Origin of the sequence: Streptomyces sp. NPDC101225, from assembly GCF_044767585.1 — a bacterium.
GTDB lineage: Bacteria > Actinomycetota > Actinomycetes > Streptomycetales > Streptomycetaceae > Streptomyces.
In genome coordinates this window covers 1-23,414 of the sequence record NZ_JBIWOE010000061.1, presented here as the reverse complement: position 1 = coordinate 23,414, position 23,414 = coordinate 1, and the positions used below count along the sequence as shown (strand labels likewise).

Below are 23,414 nucleotides of genomic sequence, written 5' to 3'. Positions count from 1 at the left end.
GCCGCGCAGTCCGGGACTGCCCACACGCAGTCATGGTCTCCACCGGCTGCCTGGAGAAGGTGCTGCACTGCCGACGCGGCCGTGGGCTGTACGCCGCCGTGCAGCCGTGCGGGTCGACCGCCGGCCCGCCGGGGCCGTCGTGCGCCTGGGCCCGCTCGTGGGCGAGGCCGACGCCGAGGCGATCGGCAGCTGGCTGCGGGCCGGCATGCCCGACGACGGATCGCTGCCCGACGGGCTCCGTGCGGCCCCCGCTCCGTGGCGGGTCGCCCGCCTCAACTGATGGGGCTACTCCGGGGCGTGCCGGATGGCGTCCAGCACGATGTGGGCGACGTGGTCGTCGGCCAGGGCGTAGTGGATCTCGCGGGCCTGACGGTGCGCCGTCACGATGCGGGAGGTGCGCAGCACGCGCAGGTGCTGGGAGACCAGCGGCTGGCTCACTCCCAGGGCCGCCACGAGTTCGTGGACGTACTTCCCGCCCTCCGACAGCTCACGGACGATACCGATGCGGACGGGCGAGGCCAGCGCCCGCAGGAGATCGCTGGCCGCCTGCAGTGCGCGTATCGGTTCGTCCGTCGAGGCTGCCGGAGAAGGTGGGATTGTCACATGCGCAGATTAGCATGTGACAATGGTTTTCGGTTTGTGAAGCCGTGGAACGAGGTCCTGGTCAGTGGTCGTCCCAGTGTCCCGCATGGGCGGCGTGGCGGTGGCCGTCGTGCACGTAGTCGACGTGGTCCTGGTGCGGGACGGACACGTGGCCGCAGCCCTCGCCGTGCTGGTGGTCGTGTCCCTCGTGGGTGGCATGGCCACTGCTCGCGCACTCGTCTACGTGGCCGTGGTGGGCCTTGTGGAGGTGGCCGTCGTGCGCGTAGTCCGTGTGGTCGCCGTGCGGGATGGCGACGTGGCCGCAGCCCTCGCCGTGGGCGTGGGTGTGGCCGTCGTGCGTGCGGTGTTCGGTGGCGGTGGTCATGTCGCGCTCCTGGGTGTGCTGTTCGGGGCCCTGCCGGTGGTGCTGCCGCAGGACGCATATGGCGAAGTTAATATATAGCAATCCATGCATGTGTGGTGGGAGGGGCACCCACGTCGGTCGGGACGCGTGGTCAGCCGGGGTCGCGTGCCCCGAGGCGCAGGTGCTCGATGTGGTGGACGGCCTGGCCGAGGAGCTGGGCGACATGGTCGTCGTAGAGGCTGTAGACGATGCTGCGGCCGTCGCGGCGGCCGGTGACCAGGCCAAGCGCGCAGCAGGCGCAGTTGGTGGGAGGCGCCGGACTGTTCCATGCCGACGGCAGCGGCGAGTTCGCCGACCGGGTACGGGCGTTGCCGCAGGGCGGTGAGGATCAGCAGGCGCGACGGGGTGGCCAGGGCCTGGAGCGTGGTGGCGACGGAGGCGGCGGTGGCCTCGTCGAGCCGGGCGGCCGCGAGGACGTCACGGCCGCCTGCGGCGTCGAGGTCATCGGCGTGCACGGGTGCGGGCCTCGCGTGGCGGACGGATGCGCTGGAGCTCCAGCATGGCCGGTGGTTCGGCGACGCCCGGGCCACCCGCCGCCGCCCAGTCAAGCAGGTCGTCGGTGCAGTCGTCGTCCATGGCGAAGCCGATCCAGACGGCGCGGCCGCCGTCCTGCGGTCGACGGCTGGACGACGATGACGTTGGCCTGGTCGCAGGGGCCGAGGCAGTCTGTCGTGCGGACTTGTAAGCCGCCTTCCGCCGCGTCCGCGCGCAACCGGTCGAGCTGCCAGGCGTGGTCGGTGCCGGGGGACTTGCGGGGGTTGCCGCAGCAGCAACCCCGGCACACGACGAGCGTGCAGGGCCGGGGCGCCGCCGCCCGGATCACGGAGCGGTTCACAGTGCCGTCCGGGAGGGAACGCCGTACGTGCGGACCCGACCGTCCCGCCAGGCGACGGCCAGCAGGTGCGGGCCCGCCCAGGCCAGCGCGGCGACCGCCGTCCCGTCCCCGTCCAGCTCCCGTGCCGGACGCAGGCGTTGCTGCGGCCGTCCGGCGGTGGCGTACCACAGGGCTACGCTCCCGTCCACGCCCCCACTGGCGAGGTGACCGAGGGCGCCCGGCCGCCAGGCGAGCGCGGTGATCGTCTCGTGGCAGCGCAGCGAGCGCGGGGCGGTGCCCTCGGGGCCCTTGCCGGAGAAGTCCCAGACGGTCACGTCGGGCGCGCCGTCGGCGGCCAGCCAGAAGCCGCTGTCGTCGAAGGCGAGGCGGGAGACCTTCTCCGGATAGCCGGACATGGTCAGTTCGCCGCCGTCCCGGGCGCGCCAGATGTGGATGGAGGCGTCCTGGTTGCCGCTGCAGATCCACTGCCCGGAGGGCGCGACGGCGAGAGCGAGGTGCGAGCCGACGTACGGATAGGTGGCGACCGGCGTTTCGGTGTGCCGTTCGTGGCAGCGCACGGCGCCATACGCGGCCACCGCCAGGCGCCGCCCCTGCCGCATCCAGGCGAGGTCGGTGACGGTGGACGCGGCGGGCTCCGTACGCCACAACTCCCCTCCGTCCGCATCGAGTACGAGGGCGCGTCGGCCGGAGGCGACGGCGACCCGCATGCCGTCCGCCCAGGCGGCGGCCGACGACCAGCTGCCGGACTCGCGGACCGTCGTCCGTCCGTCGGCGCGCCGCCACAGGGCGTACCCCATCGGACCGGTCGCCACCAAGTGCCCTTCATCCGGCGCGAGTTCGACGCTCAGTGCGCCTCCGGGGAGCTTGAAGGATCCGATCTCGGCGCCCATCGCCGCGTCGAGGACCGTGACGGTGCCCTCGGCTCCGGCGGCGGCCACCAGGTCACCCCGGGCGCTGAGCGCGACGGGTGCGTCGTCTACGCCGATGTCCCAGGTGAGCGGGGACTCCACAGTCGTATTCACGCGACCGCTCCCGCCGTGGCCAGGCAGTCGGCGAAGCCGCCTTCGAGTGCCTCACGGTCGAGGTTGCGGCCGATGAACACCAGCCGATTGCGGCGTACTTCGTCCTCCCGCCAGTCGCGCGCGAAGGTGCCGTCCAGCAGCATGTGCACGCCCTGGAAGACGTACTGCTTCGGTGCCCCGGCGATGGCGAGGATGCCTTTGGAGCGGAAGAGGTCGACACCCTTTGTGCGCAGCAGGGTGCCAAGCCAGGCGTTGAGCCGATTCTCGTCGAGTTCGCCGTCCAGCTCGATGCCGACCGAGGTGACGGTGGTGTCGTGCTGGTGCTCGGTCTCGGTGAGGAAGGCCGGGTCGTCGGCGAGCACCCGCTCCAGGTCGAACGCGCCCACGTCCAGCACCTCGTGCAGGTCGATGCGGGCGTGCTGTGAGGGGATGATGCGGACTGCGGCGTTGATGGCGCGGATGCGGCTGACGACTTGCACGATGGCCTCGTCGTCGGCCAGGTCGGTCTTGTTGAGGACGATCCGGTCGGCGAAGGCGATCTGCTCCACGGCCTCGTTCTCCACGCCAGCCGGCTTGACCTCGTCCAGGTGCTGGAGCACATGGGCGGCGTCGACGAGGGTGACGATGGCGTCCAGGCGCAGCTGGGCGGCGATCTCGTCGTCCATGAAGAAGGTCTGCGCGACGGGGGCGGGGTCGGCCAGGCCGGTGGTCTCGATGAGGATGTGGTCGAACTTCTCGCGCCGGCGCATCAGCGCGATCAGGATGCGGATGAGATCGCCGCGCACGGTGCAGCAGATGCAGCCGTTGTTCATCTCGAAGATCTCTTCCTCGGCATCGAGGACGAGGGCGTCGTCGATGCCGACCTCGCCGAACTCGTTCTCGATGACGGCGATCCGCATGCCGTGGTTCTCGGTGAGGATGCGGTTGAGGAGGGTGGTCTTGCCGGAGCCGAGGAAGCCGGTCAGGACGGTGACGGGGACCCGCTCGTCGTGCGGCTCGCGGGGTTCGGGGGTGGTCAAGTCTGGCTCCTGTCAGTGCAGTTGGTCGGTGAGCAGGGCGGCGCGCAGGTCGTCCGCGGTGATCTGCTCGGCGGGCTGGTGCAGCGTCCAGCGGCGGGCATCGCCGTCCATGGGGAGCACGGCGATGACCGTCTCCACCGGTGGGCAGCCCGGTTCGGTGCAGGTGAGCTGGCGGACCATGACGGCGGTGTCGTCGTCGAGGCCGAGCAGAGTGCGCACGGTCTCCTTCAGCTCGCGCAGCTGCGGACTCGGCTGCGCGGGTCCGGGGCGCGATCCCAGTGGCATGGCGGTTGTTCTCCTTCGTCCCCGGACGATCGGCGTGCGTCCGTGCGGGGCAGACAGTCGGCGCAGATGCCGGTGAGTTCGACGGTGTGCTCGACGGCGGCGAAGCCGGTGGCGGCGGCGATCCGGCCTGCCCACTCCTCGACGGCCTGGGAGTCCACCGGGCGGCTGCGGCCGCAGTTTCGGCACATCAGGTAGTGGCGGTGGCCGTCGGCGGGGCGCAGCCGGTAGAGCCTCCCTCCCGTCTCGTCCCGTACGACGTCGACGCCGCCGTCCGCCTCCAGCCCGCGCAGGGCGCGGTAGACGGTGGTCAGGCCGATCGCGTGGTCGTCGGCGACCAGCAGGGCGTGCAACTCCTGGGCCGACAGGAAGTCCTGGCAGCCCCTCAGCGCACGCGTGACCGCCGTGCGCTGCCGTGTCATCCGGCCGCCCATGGCGCATCACTCCCTTTGGCTCGTGTGGAGTCGGTCGGCACCTCCTACCGTAGATAGAAATGAAATCCATGTCCATATGAATCGTGGGTCATGTATTGAAACGGCTGGAATGGCAATGGTCCGCCGCACCGGGGTGGGTGCGGCGGACCATTGGAGGGTGGATGGGCCGGGACGGGTCAGCGGCGGCCCTCGGCGCGAGCCCGGACCCAGGCGGACTCGCGCAGCAGCCTCAGGCCGTTGAGGCCGACGATGACGGTCGAGCCCTCGTGGCCGAGGACGCCGAGCGGCAGCGGCAGGGTGCCGGCCAGGTCCCAGACGACCAGGCCGGAGATGAACACGGAGGCGATGACCAGGTTGTGGACGACGAGTCGACGGGCCCGCCGGGAGAGCGCCACGACAGTCGGCACGGTGCCCAGTTCGTCGCGCACGATGACCGCGTCGGCGGTCTCCAGGGCGAGGTCGGATCCGGCGCGGCCCATGGCGAGGCCGGTGTGGGCGGCGGCCAGAGCGGGGGCGTCGTTGACACCGTCGCCGACGACCAGCACCTTGCGGCCGGCCCCCTCCAGTTCCCGGACCGCGGCGACCTTGTCCGGCGGGAGCAGTCCGGCACGTACATCGGTGATGCCGACCTCGGCCGCCATGCGGGCGGCGGCGCGGGAGTTGTCGCCGGTGACCAGCGTCGGCGCGGCGCCGGTGAGCGCGGTCAGGGAGGCGACGGTAGCGGCGGCGTCCGGGCGCAGCCGGTCGGCGATGCCCAGAACCCCGGCCGGGACGCCGTCGACCACCACCAGGACCGCGGTGCGTCCGCCTTCCTCCAACTCGGCAGCGACCGTGGTGTGCGCGCCCTCAGCACCGGACAGCAGCCGGGCAGGGGCGCCGACCGCGATCTTGCGGCCGTCGACGGTGGCGGTGACCCCGACGCCGGGGGTCGAGGTGAAGTCCTCCGCGACGGGCAGGGCGAGACGGCGGGCGCGGGCGGCGTCCACGACGGCTCGGGCCAGCGGATGCTCGCTGGGGTGCTCGGCCGCCGCTGCAAGACGCAGCAACTCGTCCTCGGTGAGCCCTGAGCCGAGCAGCGGTCGGACGTCGGTCACGCGCGGGGTGCCCTCGGTCAGTGTCCCGGTCTTGTCCAGCGCGACGGCGTCGACCTGACCGAGGCGCTCCATCACCACGGCGGACTTCACCAGCACGCCGTGCCGCCCGGCGTTGGCGATCGCCGACAGCAGCGGCGGCATCGTCGCCAGCACCACCGCGCACGGAGAAGCGACGATCATGAACGTCATGGCCCGCAACAGCGACCCGGTCAGCGCGGCACCGAAGGCGAGCGGCACCGCGAACACGGCGAGCGTGGCGGCCACCATGCCGATGGAATAACGCTGTTCGACCTTCTCGATGAACAGCTGGGTCGGCGCCTTGGTCTCGGACGCCTCCTCGACCATCTGCACGATGCGGGCGATCACCGAGTCGGAGGCGTCGCGCTCGACACGCACGCGCAGGGCGCCGTTGCCGTTGAGGGTGCCGGCGAACACCTCATCGCCCAACTCCTTGGCCACCGGAAACGGCTCGCCCGTGATAGTGGCCTGGTCCACCTCGCTCGCGCCGTCCAGCACCCGGCCGTCGGTGCCGATCCGCTCGCCGGGCCGGACCAGGACGGTGTCGCCGACGGCGAGGTCGGCGGTGGGCACGGTCTCTTCGGCGCCGTCGGCACCAATCCTGGTCGCGGTGGCCGGGGCCAGGTCGAGCAGCCCTCGCACCGAGTCGGCGGTGCGCGCGGTGGCCAGCGCCTCCAGCGCGCCGGAGGTCGCGAAGATGACGATCAGCAGGGCGCCGTCCATCACCTGGCCGATCGCCGCAGCGCCCAGCGCGGCCACGATCATCAGCAGGTCGACGTCGAGGGTCTTCTCCCGCAGCGCCTGCAGCCCGGCCCGGCCCGGCTCCCAGCCGCCGGCTGCATAGGCGAGGGCGTACAGCGAACCCCACACCCAGGCGGGCGCACCGGCGAGTTGGAGGGGCAGCGCGAGCAGGAACAGCACCGTGGCCGCCGCGGCCCACCGGGCCTCGGGCAGCGCGAAGACCCGGGTCCGCCGCCGCAGCGTGGCGGCCTCGGGATGCGCGGTCGGGACGGCCGCAGGCCGCTCGGTCAGGGCGGAGGAGGGCATGGCAAAGGAACCCTTCATCAGGGCAGGACGTACCGACCCATCCACCATACAGGTACATATGAACAGCTCTTCAAGTGTTGCTTGTATGATGGCTACCATGGGCCATGAGCCAGTCCCCGCGAACAACCCCGTCCCGCACACCCGGCTGGACGCGGACAGCGCCGCCCGCGTGGCCACCACCCTTCAGGCCCTGGCCACCCCCTCCCGGCTGCTGATCCTCTCCCGCCTGCGGGAAGGCCCGTGCGCCGCCACCGAGCTCGCCACCGAGGTCGGCATGGAACAGTCCGCCTGCTCCCACCAACTACGGCTGCTGCGCAACCTCGGCCTGGTCTTCGGCCGGCGCCAGGGCCGCTCGGTGATCTATGCCCTCTACGACAACCACGTCGCCGAACTCCTCGACCAGGCCGTCTACCACATCGAGCACCAGCGCCTCGGCCTCAGCGGCGCCGACGACGCGGACCAGACGGAGGAGACCACGCCCGGCCTGACGCGCTGATCAAAAGTGCGGGATGTGCTTCCCGCGGATGTCCTGGACTGCGGCGTCCTACGGTCATGCCGGTCCCTCAGGCGTGTCGGACAGACACGGCGGCAACGAGTGGTCAATCCAGTCGGGGCAGCCGACCGGGCCTCTGCCCAGCGGGTAGAACACCGGTATCTGTTCGGTGTGCTCCGTCCGCTTGGGATGGCGGTGATGCGGATGCCGCACTCGTTGCATGCCTCCGGGGACAGGTCCCCAGTTCGACGAGCAGGCCGCGCACGCGCTGTTCGATCACGTCCCGGATCGGCCGGACGGTGGCGAATCCTTTGCCGGGATGCGGTGACCGCGCTGCCGATGACCGTTCTCACAGTGGGCAATGCCGATGCGTTGCATCGCCGGTTCAGGGCGGCCAGCCCTGCGCCGCCTTTCCTTGGCAGACGGCTGAGGGCGGTGTCCTGAGCGCTACATGTAGTAGGCGTAACGGGTGGCGATGCGGGCGTCGGCCGGGACGTGTTTGAGGATGGAACCGACTCGGTAGGCGGTGCGCAGGGTGAGCGGGTCGTGTTCGTCGAGCTGGGCGTTGTTCCAGTTCATCTTGGTCAGGGCGAGGATGTCGGTGCTGGCCGTCAGTAGATCTGTGCCGTGTGTTGCGGGCCGGATCAGCAGTGGCTGGGGGACGTACAGGCCGGGGTAGGTCCGGAAGTACGGCACGGAGCCGCGGGTGTACAGGAGCAGAGAACGGGCGTTCAGTGGGACGCTGGTGCCGCGTAGTGGCGGGAGTTGCCCGGTGCGGTACAGGCGCGGGGCGCCGCGCCGCTGGATCCACAGCAGGTCGACATGGTCGATGTCGCGCAGGTCGGCGGCCTCGTGGAAGCCGTCGATCTCCCCGGTGGTGAAGTTCGAGGTCTTGTGTACGCCGGGCGTCGGAGAGCGTCAGGTGGGGCTGGCGGTCGGACTTGGAGACCTCTACGGTGCCGCCGCGGACGACGCGCCGCTGTCGCCGCGTTCGTTGAACACCTGGGCGACGGCGGCGTGCAGCGCGATGGTGGAAAGGAGTCTGCCGTGGCTCCCAGGCCAGGTTACACAGCCGTGCAACCTGGCCTGCGGCTGTGGGAGCTGGTCGTGAGCGCTTCCCTTCAGTTGCGCAGCAGGACTTGACCGTGAGCTGGTGAGCACACACAGTTACCCCTGTGATCCGGGGGGTGTAGTTGGACGCGAACGCAATGGGCCCGACCGCTGTTGAGCTGTTCTGGACGGTGCCGCAGCCGGACGATGCCGGCGCGCAGACGGCTGACCTGTTCGATTGGCAAGCGGCGATGGCGACCGTCGATGGTCTGTCCCTGTACGAAATGGCGCTCGACGATGATGGCCTCCTCGCAGCCGACAACACATGCCGTATCGTCTGCGAGCGCCACGAAGACTGGGCAGTCGCGGTTGACGATGACGTCGAACTGGTTTCAGCCAAACACCGAGACGCCCCCTACGGCGCCTACACCACCGTCAACCAGCTTGCCGACGACGGTGGGATCGCCCACCTGTTCAACCGATGGCACACTCTGGGCGAGAAGCCTACCTGCCGCCTGGTGACCACTCCTGGACTGTCGGGTGCCGCTCAAGAACTGGCCGCCGCCATCGAGCACCTCCGCAGGCTGCGCATGGCCAGCCTTCCGCTCGCCCCCGGCGAGGAGCATCAGAAGTCCATCAAGGACTTGTGCAAGTGCATACGGCAGCACACCAAGTCGGAGCGCCTCCCATCTGCGTGGAATCAGAACAGCAACCCGAGGGAACCAGCAGAGGAAGAGCAGGCCCAGGTCGCCCGGTTCCTCTCCATGCTCGTCATCGACCACACCCGTCTGCCGCGGGGCTTCGTCGCCTACGCAGCGGCCAACATGTACGCCAAATCCGCACTGGAAAGACTTCGTGCAGATGTAGCGCCAGACCCGGTCTGGCAGGCCGTTCACGACCTCATGCGCGCCCGGATGAGAGCCGCTGGCCCCATGCCCCGGGGGAAACTCCCAGCGGTCCTCGCCTACAAACCAGGTACCCCGCTGCCGAGTGCCGCGGACTTGGAGCGCTCGGACGTCAGTCGCATCGTCTCCATGACGGATATCGACATCGCGATCAGAACGGCGATTGCCCATCCGCGCGGCTTCCAGCCGCTCGTTGCCCAGCCACGTCTGAGCCGCCTGGCAGTCAAGATGGCCGCCGGTCACTGCGGCGACAACAGCATCGAACGGGCAGAGGAACTGCAACGGGAGTACCGGGACTACTGGCGCCACCGGCTCGACGGGGATCCCGCTGCCCGCGCCGAGCAGGCCAGGCTTCGCCGACGCCTGCACCGCGTGAGCGACGAGGCGGCAGCCGCGACATCGAATGCCACTGTTCAAGGCCAGGCGCTGTGGCAAGAGATTCAGCGGCGCGTCGATGACCTTCCCGAGGAGGCGCTGCCCGTAGGCATGGACGGAGACCTGGCCCTGGGCGGCATCTGCGACCTCACCAGCCAGTGCAAGGTGTGGTTCAGCGAGCGCTTCGACATCGACGCTGAAATCACGCGCCGTCGAGCTCAGCGAGAGGAGGCATCATGAGCCACGATGCCTTCGAACTGGCCCTGCTGCGCGAAGACCTGGCCTACCACCAGGCCCGAATCCTGCTCCTCGTGACGGCTGTTGCTGCCACGCCCGGACACCAGAACAAGCTCGACGGTCTTACCAAACTGGCGAAGCTCGACTTCCTGGTCCGCTACCCGGCACTCGCACCGCAGATCCTCGAAGAACTCCAACCTGCAGATCCACGGCTACACCTCACCCCAGCCGACGATGCGCACCCCACAGATGTCGAAGCTCCCATGACCCGCTACAAGTACGGCCCCTGGGACGATCGCTACTACTCCGTGATCGGAGCCCTCGTCGGACGAGGGCTCCTCACCTACAGGCGCGGCCGACAAGGAAGCGTCGCCCTCGCCCCCACACCGGCCGGCAAGCAACTCAGCCGAGACATGTCCGCCACGAACCAGTGGGCGCCTATCAGCGACCGGTGCCACGCAGTCGCCGAAGCATCCTCCGGACTCACAGGGAACGCCTTGAAGGACCGCATCTACCAGCGACTCGCACCGCTCATGAACCGCCCCCACCGGCAGGTGATCCGATGAGCACACCGTTCCGGATCAACGCTGTCACTCTCGCCACCACGGAGGGCGAGGCCAACTACCAGTTCCCTTCTGATCTGACCGTACTTGCCGGACCGACTGGCGTCGGCAAGACCACCCTGCTGGAACTCATCAAGTTCGGCTTCGGCGGCGACGCCAGGCTGGCAACCGTCGCCCAAGAGCACGTCAACGACGTCATCCTCGACGTCACCATCGGCGCCCAGAGACTGCGCATCGCGCGCAGTCTCGACAGCACCAAGCGCAAGAAGGCCAGGGTCACCGACCTCACCGCGCAAGAGCGCCTCCCGGACCACCACATCGGCACGGCCCAGCCCAGCCTCAACACCCTCCTGCTCACAGCCCTCGGGTTCCCGGACGACATGAGGGCCGCGGCATCAGGGCAGAGCACCAAAGCAGGCAGCCGCATCACATTCAACGACGTCCTCTCCGTTCTGTATCTACCGCAGTACGAAATCAACATCGACATCGCCAACAGTCGTCAGAGCTATCTGGAGCCCAAAAGGAAGATCGTCTTTGAGCTCATGTTCGGGCTCACCGATTCGTCCATTCTTGATATGCGCTCTCAGGTGAATCTACTCAAAGGGAAAATCGCAACAGAGACTGAGCAGTACAAGGCGGTACTCCAGTTCCTGCGTGACAGTGAGACGACGCAAAGAGTCGAGGCCGAAGAAGCTCTTCAAAGGGCAATCGCCACAGAACACGAAGCGGAATCCCAGCAGGCCGCACTGCGCGATGAGATCGATCCCGTAGTCGATCGCCACACACAAGTCATGCGCGACCTGCTCACGGAGGCAGAACGCAGTCTCGCCGACGCCCGCGCCACAGTGAAAGAGCTGCAGCGCCAGAAAAACGAATGCGCCCAGGAGCAGCGGCGAGTCCAGTCGGACCTGGATCGGCTCAACAGAATGCGCGACGCCGGCGAGAGACTCGCCAATATCGAATTCCTTGTCTGCCCGCGATGCATGCAGTCACTGTCCGAACGAGAGGTGCCTGCAGACACCTGCCGCGTCTGCCTACAACCGGACCCCGTGGAGACCTCTGGCGAACAGGACCAGTACGAGCTGCGCCAGCTGACCCAGCAACTCGAAGAGATGGACGACCAACTTGCCTCTCTGATCCTGGGTATCAGCGAAGCGAACGACGCGGCAGCGGGCAGGGAGAACCTGGTCCAAAAACTCACCGCAGAACTCGACAGCCGCACCGCTGACCGCGTCACTCCCAGACTTCAAGCCTACAGCGACGCCACCCAACGCCTGGCGACAGCCCGGGCGCAGCAGGGACAACTCGAAGGAGTGCTGCGCCAGTGGGACCGCGTCAACGACCTGGAGAACGCAGTGCAGGAACTACGCACTGAACAGGAGCGACTCCAGGCCCGGATCGACCAGGCCACACAAACGCTGGCGCAGCGGCGAGACGAGATGCTGGACGAGATCTCGGAAGAATTTCAGGCAGCAGCCACGACACTTCGCATTCCAGGAGTGCAGACGGCGGCAATCCACCCCACCAATTATTTGCCAATCCTCAATGGGAAAATCTTCTCGGACCTCATGCCTCCCGGTGGTGGCATGATGACGGCAACCCAACTCGCCTACTGGACTTCGCTCCTGGCCGTTGCCCTCAGAAACCCGGACACTCCCTATCCGGCGTTCCTGCTGATCGATACACCCAGGCTGGCTCTCAACACTCCAAATGACGCTCTTGCGGCGGCGCTGTACCGGAGGCTGGTAACGCTGGCCGATGCAAACCAGAGGAAGGTTCAGTTCATCATCGCGGACAATAATCTGCCGGCCGAGTACCGAAGCCATTACGCTGAGATCGACTTCGACTACGATAGCCCGACGGTTGCGACAATTCACCACCCGGGTCTGTCGAACGTCAAAACAATCGGAGATCCTGCGGACATCTCGCAGGAGTCCTGAGCGACGCCCCCCCCCGGGATACCGAATATGCGCCCAGAGGCCTGCTGGCAGGCGGATGGGAGCGGAGCGATCAAGTAACGAGAGCTGATCAGACGTCCCGGACAGCACACCGAACTGCCGGCTGATCGAATCGAGCGCAGTTGATTGTGCTATCCGGTCATGGCATTTCCAACCCGGTCGACGCCGGGCCGGGCGGGTAACCCTTTGCACGGAGCCAGGTGTCCAGGGCGAGGGCGACGATGTCGCCATGGGGGAGGTCGGTGTCGGCGTTGTAGCGGCGGATCCGGCGCTGGAGTTGAAGGACTTCGGGGACCGCATGGTTGAGTTGTCCGCGCTTGGTGTGCCGGTTTCTGATGATGTCCAGGGTGTCCGGATGCGGCGCAAGGGCGTCGTCGGTTGGCTGGCACTGGGCGTCGAGCGCGTCGGCGATTTCCCGCAGCTGGCGGGCGTACGGAGAGTGATCAGGCACGACATCGGCTCCGGTCGGTCCGGATAGGCGAATAGCTATCCGCCTATAGGGCTATTGGAATAGTCGGCACGGGACGGCCGCCTCCTGCATGGCGGTGGCCGCCCCGTGCCTGCGGTGGGGGTCAGAACCCGCGGGTGGTGAGCCATTCGTCCAGCGCGACGGAGACGATGTCGCCGATGGGCAGGTGGTCGAGTTCGTTGTCGAGGGCGAAGCGCTTGATTCGCTTCTTGAGCTTCAGCGCGGCGGGGACCGACGAGTCGAGGCTCTCGCGCGTGATGATGCGCTGGTTGAGGATCACGGCGGTCTCGGGGATGTCCTTGGGGCGGCCGGGACCGTGAGCCCACGGCGTTCCCTCGCTGGGTGCTGCCTCCGGTTGCACGTACTGCTCCTGGTGAGACCCCGGACCATCGGTCCTCACAGGGAAGGCGGTACCGCCTGCGGCCGGAGAAGCTGCCGGACGAACCGCCACCTCGGCGGCCGGGGCCACATCTGGAGCCGCGGACGTGATGGGGGACAGGTCGTGTGGCGCAGCGGGCTCGCTTGGCTGCGCCGGACGCACCACAGGAGCTACAGGTTCGTAAGCCGGGACCACGGGCGGCACCTGCCGCTCCACCTGCACCTCACCGCCCCCCGCCTCGGAGGCAACGACGTCCGGGCGAACCGGCCGACTGGTGGCCGGCTCCGGCACGGGGCTGCTCGGTTCCACCTCGGCGGTCGGCTGGGTGGACGTCTCCGCTGCTTCGGGCACTGCCTCGGTTCGGCCCTGCGCCGATGCCTCGATGGGAACGGTGGAAGGAGCGGGCTGAGTTTGAGACCGATCGACAACGGGACGGCCTTCGTCCTGGCCGGCCGCGCGTTCGGCAGCGAACTGCTCGGGGGTGAGCTCAGCGGCCGGGGGAGGGGGCGGCGGGGTCGCCTTCTTGGCCCCGCCCAGAGTGCGACCGCCGGCGCGGCGGGCCGGGGGCTTCATGCGTTCGGTCATGCCGCGGTCAGCTCCTTCATCAGGTTGGCGTACTCGCTCAGTTCGGTCGGGATCTCGCCGAAGGCCTCCATGTAGTGCACCCAGGAGTGGATGGTGGTCTCGGCGAGCGGGAACGCCTCGTCGCGGTCCGGGCCGATGCCTTCGCCCTCGGCGGGGTCGAGCAGTTGGTCCTTTGCCCGGCTGGGCAGGCTGGTGCGGTCGTCGGCCTTGACCATGACGACGTGGGCGGTGACGCCGTGTTCGTTGCGGGCAGCGGCGCGCTCGGCCTCGTCGAAGGTGGCCACGAGCTTGCGGCGCTCGATCTTGGTGGGGGCGACCGGGACGAGCAGCAGGTTCGCCTCGGTAACAGCCTCGTGGAAGATGCGGGCGCTGCCGCCGCCGGCGTCGACCACGATCGCGCCGAACTCGGCGCGCTTGGCACGGATGTACTCGGCGATGTCGTCGAACGGGTACCGCTCGACGACCAGGTTCTCGGGAATCTCGAAGCCGGCGGCCTGGGCGACCTTGAACCAGTCGTAGGTGGACTGGCTGGTGGCGTCTGCGTCCAGCAGCAACGTGGGCAGGCCGAGGACGACGGCGTAGTAGAGGGCGATGAACCAGGCCGAGGTGGTCTTGCCGGTGCCGCCCTTGAGCATGCCGACGACGATCACGAACGCGTCCCAGACGTGTTCTGTGGCCGCGGCCAGGGTCTTGTGACGGGTGTTCTCGTTCACGTGTGCTTGATCTCCTCGAACGGGAAGGGGTGTTGGCTGGGTGCGCGCATCGGCGAGCGGGCCGACGACAGGGGGCGCCCGTGCTGTCTTGTGGCGGCCGGCATGGCGCACGGCCGCCCTCTTGATCTGCCAGGCAGGGCGGGGAACACCCACGAGGACGAGGGGGCTCATGGCTGCTTCCTCGGGTCGTGGGTCGGTCCGTGTTTGTGCTGGGGCCGCATGCGAGTGCCCGCCTGGTGCAGGAGCCGGTAGACGGTGGCTACGGAGTAGCTGTGCTCGCGGGCGAGTTCCGGCACGGTGGCTCCGGCCTCGTACCGGGCCCGCAGGGACAGCGCGACCTTGTACCGTTCGGCGGCCCGGGCTGCCGCGCGCATCCGCAGGGTCTGCTGGGTGGTGCGCACGGTGCCGCCGGCCTCGATCAGCAGGCGCCGGGCACCGCGCCTGGTCTCTCCCGCCGCGGCGGCGAGTTCGGTGAGGGTTGCGCCTCGCTGCTCGTACAGGGTGCGGAGGTGGGCCGCGAGGCGCTTGCGGGTTTGTGGGTTCTGCCGCAGCCGGCGGGTCTGCCAGGAGGTGCGCATGACGGTGCCGGCGTCGTGCAGCCGGTTGAGGACGGTGCCGTACGACAGGCCAGTGGCGGTGACGAGCTCGTCGACTGTGGCACCGGACTCGTACTGCTGGCGCAGGGCCTGGGGTGTCACCGCCTCGCTCGCGCCAGGCGTGGCCGGGGGATTTGGGTTCATGCGACGGACTCCCATTCGCTGAGGGCTTCGGCGTGGGCGGCGGCCAGCTCGTCGTAACTGCGCTGGTCGGATGGGGTGATGAGGATTAGGCGGCCGTCGGTGGCGACCCGCCAGTCGGCGGCCGGACGGCCGGTGAGCGGGTCGAGGACGAGCCCGTCGGGGGTGTGCCACGTCGCCGGGACCTCGTCGGGGCGCGGCGCTGGGACCAGGACCTGACGGCCGTCGTGGACGAGCACCACAGCCCTGCCGCGATGCTCCGCAAGCCGGTCCAGTGCCTCCTGGTAGGCCGCCCGCTCCGCCGTGTGCAGGGCCTTCCGCCGGGCAGCGACGCCCCAGGTGCCGTGTTGCTCGGCGACCTTGTCCCAGCCCCGTGCCGGCGTGTGGCCGTTGCCAGCGTCCGGGAGGCGGATACCGAACCCCTCCAGCGCACGCGGTGTGAGGGTCCAGGTCTCTCCGGTGTGCTGGACGAGACCGTGGTCGGCGAGGCGCCGCAGGGTCCGGTAGGTGGTGGCGCGAGAGACCGAGGACGTACCGACGAGATCGCTGACGCTCTGGTGGGGGTGCTGGTGCAGGGCGCTGATGATCATGAGGGCGGCACTGCCGAGGGCGTGGTGGGCAAAGGCGTCGTGGCCCATGAGTTGGCCGAGGACGGTGGAGTCGATGTCGGCCGTCGTGGCCGTCTCAGGGGTGGTCCACTCCTCAAGTGCCGGGTCGGGGGGGAACTGAGTGGACCGGAAACGAGACAGCAGAGCCGTGCCACCGTGACCGGGGATGCTGCCGTCGCCCAGGTACCAGGTCGAGCCCTCCTGGCCATGGCCGACCCGCAGACGGCGAAGCCAGCCTCCCGGCTTCAGGACGGTCTCATAGACGGCCCGCAGTGTCGTGCGTGAGATGCCCGCCTCTTCGGCGGTCTGGCGCTCGCTGGCGTGGTGCAAGGGGCCGCCCGCGATCTCGGCGAAGTTCAGATGCGCCCGCAGCACCCGCAGCGCGGTCCGTCCCCGCTCCCCGCGCCATGGCGTGGTCTCGATGCGGTCCCGCAACGCGGCAAGCACCTCGTACACGTCGTGCCGGGAACTCAGCGCGATGGTGGTGCTGATCGTCTTGGAAGCGCTGCTCCAGACCCGGCGGATGTAGTCCAGGGCACGCGCCTGCCCGGAACGCACCGCAATGTGTCGGGTGTGCCGTCCGCCTTCATGATCGGGATGTAGCAGAAGCTGCGTGAGCTGGTCGACGGTGCCGCCGGCGCGGGCCACGTGGCAGGCGATGGCCGCGGTGATCCGGTGCCCGTGCTCGGCCGCGCCCTGGCGGTCCGCGCGCAGGACCACGCTCCGGCGGTCGGAGCCGAGCCTGCTGTAACTGCCCGTCGCGTAGCGGCCGGTGAGGTCGCCGAGCAGGATCAGATCGGCCGCAGCCGACGGCAGTTGGGAGAGGCCCTGGGGGCCGCGGAGGCGGGTGAGGTGTCGTTGGGGGAGTGGCTGGTGGGTGCTGTCTGTCACGGTGGGGTCGTCTCGCAAGGACGTGGACGCCGCCCAGGCCCGCTAAAACCACGGGTGGCATCCGGAACCGACCTCCCATCGGTGCCAGGCGAGGCCTCCAGGTTTGCCGTCCTGGAGGCGTCGTGTGCCTGGCTCCGCACAGGGAGGCAGGCGTCCCCATCGCAGCTCGACCACGGTGATCGGGGGCCTCTGACTGCCTGTGAGCGGCCCGAGCCGAATTCCGGCTCGAATGCCCTGGCAGGTCACAGCCGATCGGGGTTCAATCAGAGACAGGGCCTCTGAGTTCACACCCGAGCGACTGAGGCCCGACCGGTTCGGAAGGGGCCGGCACAGAGCGCGATTGCCTCTGGCCGACTTTCCGCCCGACTCGGTCGGCTGGCAGAGTGACTGCGTCTGATCGCCTCCGATCGGACCCGGCTGCTCAGAGAGCCAGGATCAGAGGGATCGCCTCTGACTGGCTCTGAGCACCCCGGGTCGAATCGGGGTCGAATCAGAGCGGTTTCCTCTGACTGCCTCCGATCGCCTCTGCAACCCGTCCTTGCAGGTCACAGCCGGTCCGATCCCGGAAACCCGCAGGTCAGAAAGGTGCTTCAGGAATACCCGGCGTATAGCCTGACTCGTCTGCCGCTCTTCATTTCCGCAGGTCAGAGGCCATGTTTACTGACTGAACAAATCCTTGGGGTCGAATCCGGGTCGAATCTGCCCCACGGGTATTGTCGTTTCTGTCTGCCGCCTACGCTGTATATTCGGGCATTCCGGGTTTCAAGTGGGGTCCGGTGTCGCTCTGTAGCAGACATCTCGGACTCTGATGCACTTGGAAGTACATGTACGAGGTGTCTCCTTGCCGACCCGCTTCGGCTGAAGCTCGATGACGTTTGGCGCGTCCGGCAGCGGAGCCTGTTAGGAGTGATCACTGGCGAGGGCGTCTCGCTGCCTGCTCCTGCCGGGAACAACTGGTTCCTGGCCGAAACCGACCTGCCGGGCGTTTCAGGGGCCGTCCAAGAGCTGCGCGGTGGTCGGACCATGCGGCAGAGGCCCGCTGCCTCGAGCGGCAGCCTGCGCTCTCGCAACATCCGGTACACCACCGGAACTGCCATTTCTCTGTGCCGACATCAGCGCGGCCTCGGTCGGCTCGCTGTCACCAACGCCGAACTGGAAAAGCTGGTACCTCGACGAGTACAGGGGCGGACGGCCTTGGACTTGAGGACCTCGGCACGGGTGGTGCACCTGTCGTGGTCGGCGTCGAACCGGTGCCGGAACTTGATGCGCTCGTAGCCCGCGGGGTCCTCGTCGCAGACGGGCAGACGGGCAGACGGGCAGACGGGCAGTCGGGCGAGGGCCTTGCGCACCGGCAGGACCACCGTGTCGCCGGGGCTGGCGGCGTATGCGGTGGAGGGGGTGAGCAGGAAGGTGAGCGCGGACAGCGTGGCGGCCGCGGCTGCAAGGTGACGGGGCACGGGACTCCCGTTCGAAGATCACAAACAGGTTGTGATCTTCGTAGTGGGCTGGGTCCCGGCCACTCACGCTGACGTGCATTCGGTTCACCCGCGCCGGCGATAAGTCGCACCGCTGGCAGGTGGCTTCGCAGGGATGCGAGTCTCGATCAGACCTGGAGTGTTTCAGCTGCGAATCGCAGGCCCGGCTCGTGTTCTGGGGCCGGGCCTGCGGGTTCATGGGTGTGGGGGTGTCAGGTGTAGTAGCCGCTGCAGTCGACGACGAGGTCGACGCTGCCGGGGCTGTTGTTGTAGATGCTGATCTGTCCGCTGCTGTCGGTGGGTGTGAGGGTGAGGTTGGCGAGGGTGTCGCCGGTGCCCCAGTTGATGTTGCTGGTGGCAGGTTTGCCGGCGCTGGTGGGGTAGGCGGTGGCGTAGCCGCCTGCTGTGGGGCCGGTGATGGTGAGCATGGCGGCGAGCGTGGGGGTGGTGGCCATGGTGATCTGTTGGCTGGTGCTGCTGGTCAGGGTGTAGGCGGTGTTGGCGGCGACGGCGCTGGAGCTTCCGCCGATGCCGTTGCGGGTGTCGACCAGGCGGGTGGGGTTGACGGTGTGGAATGTCTGGCCGGTGGTGCTGGTGGTGTAGTAGCCGGAGATGTCGGCCAGGACTGCGGTGGCGTTGCCGTGGACGGAGATGGTGATGGTCCCGGAGGGGCCGATGGGCACGTCGCCCGAGAGTGAGGCGATGGCGTTGCCGTTGTTGAAACTGAGGCTGGTGCCGGCGGTGGGGACGTGTCCGGTGGCGTAGGCCTGGAGGTAGCCGGTGCCGGCGGCGTTGGCGGCGGCGAGGTTGACGGCGACGGCGGTGGCGTTGCTGGGGACGCCGTTGACGCCGGTGATCTGCAGGGTGAAGTCGGTGCCGGCGGCCACGGTGCCGGTGCTGGTCAGGCTGGTGTGGGCGACGCTGGAGCGGGTGTCCAGGGCGCGCACCGCGCTGGACAGCGGCGTATAGGTCTGGTCTCCGGTGAGAGCGGGATCGCTGCCTGGCCAACATCTTGCGGACCGACATCAAGGCCCACCGCCCGCTGCCCGCCGACAGCGAGCTCGGCCAGGCCGTGGCCGTGCTCGCCCGCGCCCACCAGGACGCGATCTGGGACAAGGGCCAACTCGTCAACCGACTCCGCTCCCACCTGCGCGAATACTTCCCGGCTGCCCTGCTGGCCTTCCACGGCAGCGGCAAGCTCGGCCTCGACTCCGCGTATGCACGTGCGATCCTCACCTCCGCGCCGACCCCGGCCGCAGCCGCCAAGCTCACCCGCGGCCAGCTCCGCGCACTGCTCAACCGGGCGGGCCGGCTCCGCCGCTCAGTCGACGAGGAAGTCGAGCGTCTGCGGGAACTGTTCCGCTCGCAGCAGATGCGCCAACTGCCGCTGGTTGAAAAGGCGATGGGAAACCAGACCACGGCCCTGCTGCGGCAGCCCGATGCCGCCTGCACGAGCGGCGACGTCCTCTCCAACGCCACCGAGGAGGCGTTCCTGTCCCACCCGGATGCACAGATCATCACCAGCTTGCCGGGCCTGTCGGTCATGTCCGGCGCACGCGTGCTCGCAGAGATCGGCGACGACCCCACCCGGTTCGCCGACGCCAGAGCTGTCAAGGCATACGCCGGCGCCGCGCCGGTAACGCGCGCCTCGGGCCGCAGCCACATCGTGGTGGCCCGGACCGTCAAGAACAGGCGCCTGGCCGCCGTGGGCTACATGTGGGCGTTCGCGGCGCTGCGCTCCTCCGAGCCACGTGCCCACTACGACCGCCGACGGAACGGCGGCGAACGCCATACCCCGGCCCTCCGGAATCTGTTCAACAAGCTCCTCGGCTGCCTCTACCACTGCCTCCGGAACCGCACTCTCTACGACGCCGAAAAGGCATTCCCGGAGCGTCTCACCCTCGCCGCATGACCGCCGAACTTGACCCACCAACGACATGAGATGTCTCGTCCACCCCGCCCAGACGCCGCTGACGCTTCTTGACCAGCTGCGGCTCGAACGACCCGGCCCTATCCCGCGGCACCGCGATCTCGACCGGCCCCGACTCGGTGATCACCGTCTTGGAGCGGTGCCCGTTGCGGTAGTTGTCCCAGCCACCCTCGGCCCGCTCACCGGGCTCGTGCCCGAGATGATCGGTGAGTCCGCCCTCCAGTGCGGACTCCAGCACCCGCTTCGTCAGCAGCTGCAGCAGGCCGCCCTCCCCGGTGAGCTTCACCCCGCCGGCCTGAGCCCGGGCAACCAACTCGGCGACCAGCCCGTCATCCACGGCGCTCGTCCCGCTCACAGCGGCCTTCCCGGCCTCGGTGTCACTCGTCACGTCAGTCATCAACTGTCGCTTCCAGCTCGGGAGTTACACCACTCACCGTACAGACCCGCGCCCCGGTGACCTTCGAAGCCGTCGCGCGAGCCGCGGAGGTCTCCCGATCCTGGCTCTACACCCAACCCGACCTCCGCGCCGAGATCGAACGGCTGCGAGCCCTCGACCGCCGCCCGCTGCCGACGCAGGGGCCCCCACGACAACGTGGCAGCGACGCCTCGCTCGCCCAACGACTGGAGATCGCCCTGGCCCGCAACCGAGACCTCACCCAGGACAACCAGCGGCTCCGCCGCCAACTCGCCCACGCACTCGGGCAACTCCGAGCCGCTGGCCTCCCCGTCCTCGAAGAAGCGACCGCACCACGACACACTTCCTCACGATCGGCCCCTGCTGACGCCACTCACGAACGACAGCTCTGTCTCGTCACCGACACCGTCCTCAACGAGACGGAGCAGGTCACAGCCCTACACAAGCGATCAGCTCGAGATAAGCAAGGGCCGCCGCTACGGCACGCTGCTGGTCGACGCCGAGACCCGGCTGCCGATTGAGGTATGGGACACCCGAGAGGCCGAACCGCTCATCCGCTGGCTGCATGCGCACCCAGGAATCGAGGCCGTCTGCCGCGACGGCTCGGCAACCTTCCGTGGCGCGATCAGCTCCGGTGCCCCGGCAGCCGTCCAGGTCAGCGACCGCTTCCACCTGTGGCAGGGACTCGGACGCAAGGTCTACGAGGTGGTCGCCGCCCACCGGGACTGCCTGCCCGATCCCGGCCCCGAGGCGTCCGCGCCCCGAACTCCGGGCGGGCTCGCCGCCGCCCGCGCCCGCCGCCTCCACACCGCGGTGCACGAGCTGCTGGAGCAGGGGATGGCGCTGCGCGCCATCGCCCGCCACCTGGACCTGGACCGCAACGCGGTGCGCCGCTATGCCCGCGCCGCGACCTGGCAGCAGGCCGCCCCCAGCTGGCCACAGCGGGCCAGCATCCTCGCACCCTACCAGGGATACCTGCACCGTCGATGGGCGGAGGGCGAGCACAACATCGCCGCGCTGTTCCGGGAGGTCGCCGAGCGCGGCTTTTCCGGCAGCGAGGCCACGGTCCGCCTCTATGCGGCATCCCACCGGGAGGCCCTGGACGCGGGTCTGCCCCCGCCCGGGCCGGACCGGAGCGCCTTCGAGGTCTCCCGGCTGCTGATGACCAGACCGCAACGCCTCGATGAGGACCAGCGCACCTTCGTCAAGCAACTCGTGGCGCGCTGCCCGGAGCTGGACACCCTCTACGACCGCATCCAGTCCTTCGCAGCCGTCTTCGCCAAGAAGCGCACCAGCCTGCTCGACCGCTGGATCACGCAGGTCAAGAAGAACGGGATCTCCCAACTGGCCAGCTATGCCAACGGACTCCTCAACGACCTCGACGCGGTACGGGCCGGCGTGGCCCTGCCGCACAACTCCGGCGTGGCGGAAGGCCGGGTCACCGACCTGAAACTGATCAAGCGCCAGATGGCAGGCCGAGCCGGCATCCAGCTGCTACGCAAGCGCGTCATCCTCGTCGCCCATTCCCGTCGCGCCCTCCGCCCCCACGACGATCTGTGGATGATCAACGGCTACGAAAATCTTGTATGAGCCAAGAGCCGCACCCATCTCCGATCCCGTCAACGACAGAACCAGAGCCTTCCTCCGCCATGTCCAGGGTCCTTCACGAACTGCGGGGCCGCGACAGTAAGGACTCCGTCATGTCCGACGGATACCGGCGCGCCCGATCGGGATGATCTACCGCGTCGCCGTACACGCGCGCGAGGCAATTGGACGATGGAGCCGCCGAGTTGAAGTGCCTGGCGACTGGGGCGGAAGACTGCGGCAATGGGACCATTTGTCCTTCGCAATCACGATGGATCCGGGACCAGGGCAGCGCCCGCGCCAGGCAGCAGCCAGATCCCCGCGAGCGCGGCGTACGATGCCGACGTAGAAGGCGGTGACGGTTTGCCGGGCCGGTCCGCACGGAGGGGGAGAGCTGCTCCGAGGCCGTGGGGTGAGGCCCGGCGTTGATCATATCCGCGAGGCTCTGGCCTCCGCCTCAGTGCTACGGACCTGACGAGGCGCCCCCTCGTGAGGGGGCGCCTCATTCATGTTGCTCTCCGAGCCTGCCCCTGGTGAACCGTAAGGATGTGCGGTCCGGCTCAGAAGCTGTTGTCTTTTCGATCTTGAGAGATGCGCGTCGAACGGGAGTCCCGATCGGGTGGTCGCGGGGCGCTGGGCGCATACGAACAGGGCCTCCTGAACAACTCGTTGGTGTCGAATCACCGAGCAGCAGGAGGCCCCGGTGCAGCAGTGTTGCGTGCCGATGGCCGGGCAGTCCAGCGCGGTCACCTGGGAGTGTGACTGCCTGGCTCACCGGTTCGGAAACGCCGCCGACAACCCGATGCGTGAGCGGCGGTATCCGACGGACATGACGGACGCGGAGTGGGCCCGGGTCCTGCCGCTGCTGCCGGTGCCGGGCTGGATGCGCGGCCGGGGCGGCCGGCCGGAGGCGTACTGCCACCGGGCCATGCTCGATGCGATCCGGTATCTCGTGGACAACGGGATCAAGTGGCGGGCGATGCCCGTCGACTTCCCGCCGTGGGACCGCATCTACGCATTCTTCCGCCGCTGGCGCGACCACGGCCTGGTCAAGGAGTTCCACGACCGGTTGCGTGCGAGGGTCCGCGAGGAGCTGGGGCGGGATGCGGAGCCGACGGCCGGGGTGATCGACTCGCAGTCCGTCAAGGCGGACGCCGTCGTCGGCGGGGACAGCCGGGGCTTCGACGGCGGCAAACTGATCAACGGCCGCAAGCGGCACGTTGTGGTCGACACGCTCGGCCTGCTGCTGGGCGTGGTGGTCACCGCCGCGGACACCGGCGACCGCATCGC

The 23,414-nt window shown here is 68.8% G+C and carries 23 protein-coding genes and 3 pseudogenes; 8 read left to right on the top strand and 18 right to left on the bottom strand.

What is annotated here, in order from left to right; all coding sequences use genetic code 11:
- Positions 1–106 precede the first annotated feature (106 nt).
- Positions 107–280, top strand: a complete 174-nt coding sequence (locus ACIRPX_RS42645; RefSeq protein WP_404205506.1) for a hypothetical protein — start codon at positions 107–109, stop codon at positions 278–280.
- A 5-nt stretch (positions 281–285) separates the two neighbouring features.
- Here the strand turns inward: ACIRPX_RS42645 and ACIRPX_RS42640 are convergent, their stop codons facing one another.
- From ACIRPX_RS42640 to ACIRPX_RS42600, 9 genes and pseudogenes are all read right to left on the bottom strand, one after another.
- A complete protein-coding gene (locus ACIRPX_RS42640) occupies positions 286–603 on the bottom strand; it encodes an ArsR/SmtB family transcription factor (protein ID WP_404205505.1) in 318 nt (105 codons plus the stop codon).
- 61 nt (positions 604–664) lie between these two features.
- Positions 665–967: a hypothetical protein gene (locus ACIRPX_RS42635; protein ID WP_404205504.1), complete on the bottom strand. Its 303-nt coding sequence runs from the start codon at positions 965–967 to the stop codon at positions 665–667.
- Between the two features lie 130 nt (positions 968–1,097).
- Positions 1,098–1,461, bottom strand: a pseudogene (locus tag ACIRPX_RS42630) (ArsR/SmtB family transcription factor).
- Positions 1,448–1,841: pseudogene (locus ACIRPX_RS42625) on the bottom strand ((2Fe-2S) ferredoxin domain-containing protein). Before ACIRPX_RS42625 ends, ACIRPX_RS42630 begins: the two co-directional pseudogenes overlap by 14 nt.
- Positions 1,838–2,863, bottom strand: coding sequence for a WD40 repeat domain-containing protein (locus ACIRPX_RS42620; RefSeq protein ID WP_404205503.1), 1,026 nt, complete (start codon positions 2,861–2,863; stop codon positions 1,838–1,840). Before ACIRPX_RS42620 ends, ACIRPX_RS42625 begins: the two are co-directional and overlap by 4 nt.
- Complete coding sequence (locus ACIRPX_RS42615; protein ID WP_404205502.1) at positions 2,860–3,882, bottom strand: CobW family GTP-binding protein; 1,023 nt, start codon at positions 3,880–3,882, stop codon at positions 2,860–2,862. Before ACIRPX_RS42615 ends, ACIRPX_RS42620 begins: the two co-directional genes overlap by 4 nt.
- 12 nt (positions 3,883–3,894) lie before the next feature.
- Positions 3,895–4,101, bottom strand: a complete 207-nt coding sequence (locus ACIRPX_RS42610) for a hypothetical protein (protein WP_404205501.1) — start codon at positions 4,099–4,101, stop codon at positions 3,895–3,897.
- Between the two features lie 8 nt (positions 4,102–4,109).
- Positions 4,110–4,598, bottom strand: coding sequence for a Fur family transcriptional regulator (locus tag ACIRPX_RS42605; protein ID WP_404205500.1), 489 nt, complete (start codon positions 4,596–4,598; stop codon positions 4,110–4,112).
- A gap of 176 nt (positions 4,599–4,774) precedes the next feature.
- Positions 4,775–6,757: a heavy metal translocating P-type ATPase gene (locus tag ACIRPX_RS42600; protein WP_404205499.1), complete on the bottom strand. Its 1,983-nt coding sequence runs from the start codon at positions 6,755–6,757 to the stop codon at positions 4,775–4,777.
- Between the two features lie 97 nt (positions 6,758–6,854).
- On the opposite strand from ACIRPX_RS42600, the gene ACIRPX_RS42595 reads away from it, so the two are divergent.
- A complete protein-coding gene (locus ACIRPX_RS42595; RefSeq protein ID WP_404205498.1) occupies positions 6,855–7,253 on the top strand; it encodes an ArsR/SmtB family transcription factor in 399 nt (132 codons plus the stop codon).
- Between the two features lie 444 nt (positions 7,254–7,697).
- On the opposite strand, the gene ACIRPX_RS42590 is transcribed toward ACIRPX_RS42595, so the two are convergent.
- Positions 7,698–7,946 carry a hypothetical protein gene (locus ACIRPX_RS42590; RefSeq protein ID WP_404205497.1) on the bottom strand — a complete coding sequence of 83 codons (249 nt, stop codon included), beginning with the start codon at positions 7,944–7,946 and terminating at the stop codon, positions 7,698–7,700.
- Positions 7,947–8,443: 497 nt separating this feature from the next.
- Here ACIRPX_RS42590 and ACIRPX_RS42585 point away from each other — a divergent pair, with 497 nt between their 5' ends.
- The 3 genes from ACIRPX_RS42585 to ACIRPX_RS42575 are packed head-to-tail and all read left to right on the top strand — an operon-like array spanning position 8,444 to position 12,320.
- The gene (locus tag ACIRPX_RS42585; protein ID WP_404205496.1) at positions 8,444–9,820 is read left to right on the top strand and encodes a hypothetical protein; all 1,377 of its coding nucleotides are present in this window, start codon (positions 8,444–8,446) and stop codon (positions 9,818–9,820) included.
- Positions 9,817–10,383, top strand: coding sequence for a hypothetical protein (locus ACIRPX_RS42580; RefSeq protein WP_404205495.1), 567 nt, complete (start codon positions 9,817–9,819; stop codon positions 10,381–10,383). The genes ACIRPX_RS42585 and ACIRPX_RS42580 overlap by 4 nt, the downstream gene beginning before the upstream one ends.
- Entirely contained in the window at positions 10,380–12,320 is a 1,941-nt protein-coding gene (locus tag ACIRPX_RS42575; RefSeq protein ID WP_404205494.1) for an AAA family ATPase, read from the top strand. The genes ACIRPX_RS42580 and ACIRPX_RS42575 overlap by 4 nt, the downstream gene beginning before the upstream one ends.
- 157 nt (positions 12,321–12,477) lie before the next feature.
- Here ACIRPX_RS42575 and ACIRPX_RS42570 read toward each other — a convergent pair whose 3' ends face one another.
- From ACIRPX_RS42570 to ACIRPX_RS42540, 7 genes are all read right to left on the bottom strand, one after another.
- Positions 12,478–12,789 (bottom strand): hypothetical protein, encoded by a 312-nt coding sequence (locus tag ACIRPX_RS42570; RefSeq protein ID WP_404205493.1) that lies wholly within the window; start codon positions 12,787–12,789, stop codon positions 12,478–12,480.
- Positions 12,790–12,910: 121 nt separating this feature from the next.
- Positions 12,911–13,168 (bottom strand): hypothetical protein, encoded by a 258-nt coding sequence (locus ACIRPX_RS42565; RefSeq protein ID WP_404205492.1) that lies wholly within the window; start codon positions 13,166–13,168, stop codon positions 12,911–12,913.
- A gap of 599 nt (positions 13,169–13,767) precedes the next feature.
- The gene (locus ACIRPX_RS42560; RefSeq protein ID WP_404205491.1) at positions 13,768–14,484 is read right to left on the bottom strand and encodes a ParA family protein; all 717 of its coding nucleotides are present in this window, start codon (positions 14,482–14,484) and stop codon (positions 13,768–13,770) included.
- Positions 14,485–14,651: 167 nt separating this feature from the next.
- Entirely contained in the window at positions 14,652–15,224 is a 573-nt protein-coding gene (locus ACIRPX_RS42555; protein ID WP_404205490.1) for a helix-turn-helix domain-containing protein, read from the bottom strand.
- Positions 15,221–16,720, bottom strand: coding sequence for a MarR family transcriptional regulator (locus ACIRPX_RS42550; protein WP_404205488.1), 1,500 nt, complete (start codon positions 16,718–16,720; stop codon positions 15,221–15,223). The genes ACIRPX_RS42555 and ACIRPX_RS42550 overlap by 4 nt, the downstream gene beginning before the upstream one ends.
- A 1,112-nt stretch (positions 16,721–17,832) precedes the next feature.
- A complete protein-coding gene (locus ACIRPX_RS42545; protein WP_404205486.1) occupies positions 17,833–18,177 on the bottom strand; it encodes a hypothetical protein in 345 nt (114 codons plus the stop codon).
- 230 nt (positions 18,178–18,407) lie between these two features.
- Positions 18,408–19,142 carry a hypothetical protein gene (locus ACIRPX_RS42540; protein WP_404205485.1) on the bottom strand — a complete coding sequence of 245 codons (735 nt, stop codon included), beginning with the start codon at positions 19,140–19,142 and terminating at the stop codon, positions 18,408–18,410.
- 53 nt (positions 19,143–19,195) lie between these two features.
- On the opposite strand from ACIRPX_RS42540, the gene ACIRPX_RS42535 reads away from it, so the two are divergent.
- Positions 19,196–20,107 (top strand): transposase, encoded by a 912-nt coding sequence (locus tag ACIRPX_RS42535; RefSeq protein WP_404205528.1) that lies wholly within the window; start codon positions 19,196–19,198, stop codon positions 20,105–20,107.
- A gap of 34 nt (positions 20,108–20,141) precedes the next feature.
- Here ACIRPX_RS42535 and ACIRPX_RS42530 read toward each other — a convergent pair.
- Positions 20,142–20,522, bottom strand: a pseudogene (locus ACIRPX_RS42530) (transposase); the annotation flags it as partial.
- Positions 20,523–20,717: 195 nt separating this feature from the next.
- On the opposite strand from ACIRPX_RS42530, the gene ACIRPX_RS42525 reads away from it, so the two are divergent.
- Together ACIRPX_RS42525 and ACIRPX_RS42520 are read left to right on the top strand one after the other, a co-directional pair.
- Positions 20,718–22,130, top strand: coding sequence for an ISL3 family transposase (locus tag ACIRPX_RS42525; protein WP_404205484.1), 1,413 nt, complete (start codon positions 20,718–20,720; stop codon positions 22,128–22,130).
- A gap of 697 nt (positions 22,131–22,827) precedes the next feature.
- Positions 22,828–23,414 (top strand): IS5 family transposase (locus ACIRPX_RS42520; protein ID WP_404205483.1); only part of this gene is annotated, 587 nt, incomplete at its 3' end.

Bases quoted from the DNA above. Each gene is read 5' to 3' on its own strand.
- ACIRPX_RS42555 (WP_404205490.1), bottom strand. From the start codon at position 15,224: ATGAACCCAAATCCCCCGGCCACGCCTGGCGCGAGCGAGGCGGTGACA.
- ACIRPX_RS42600 (WP_404205499.1), bottom strand. From the start codon at position 6,757: ATGCCCTCCTCCGCCCTGACCGAGCGGCCTGCGGCCGTCCCGACCGCG.
- ACIRPX_RS42595 (WP_404205498.1), top strand. From the start codon at position 6,855: ATGGGCCATGAGCCAGTCCCCGCGAACAACCCCGTCCCGCACACCCGG.
- ACIRPX_RS42635 (WP_404205504.1), bottom strand. From the start codon at position 967: ATGACCACCGCCACCGAACACCGCACGCACGACGGCCACACCCACGCC.
- ACIRPX_RS42575 (WP_404205494.1), top strand. From the start codon at position 10,380: ATGAGCACACCGTTCCGGATCAACGCTGTCACTCTCGCCACCACGGAG.
- ACIRPX_RS42605 (WP_404205500.1), bottom strand. From the start codon at position 4,598: ATGGGCGGCCGGATGACACGGCAGCGCACGGCGGTCACGCGTGCGCTG.
- ACIRPX_RS42580 (WP_404205495.1), top strand. From the start codon at position 9,817: ATGAGCCACGATGCCTTCGAACTGGCCCTGCTGCGCGAAGACCTGGCC.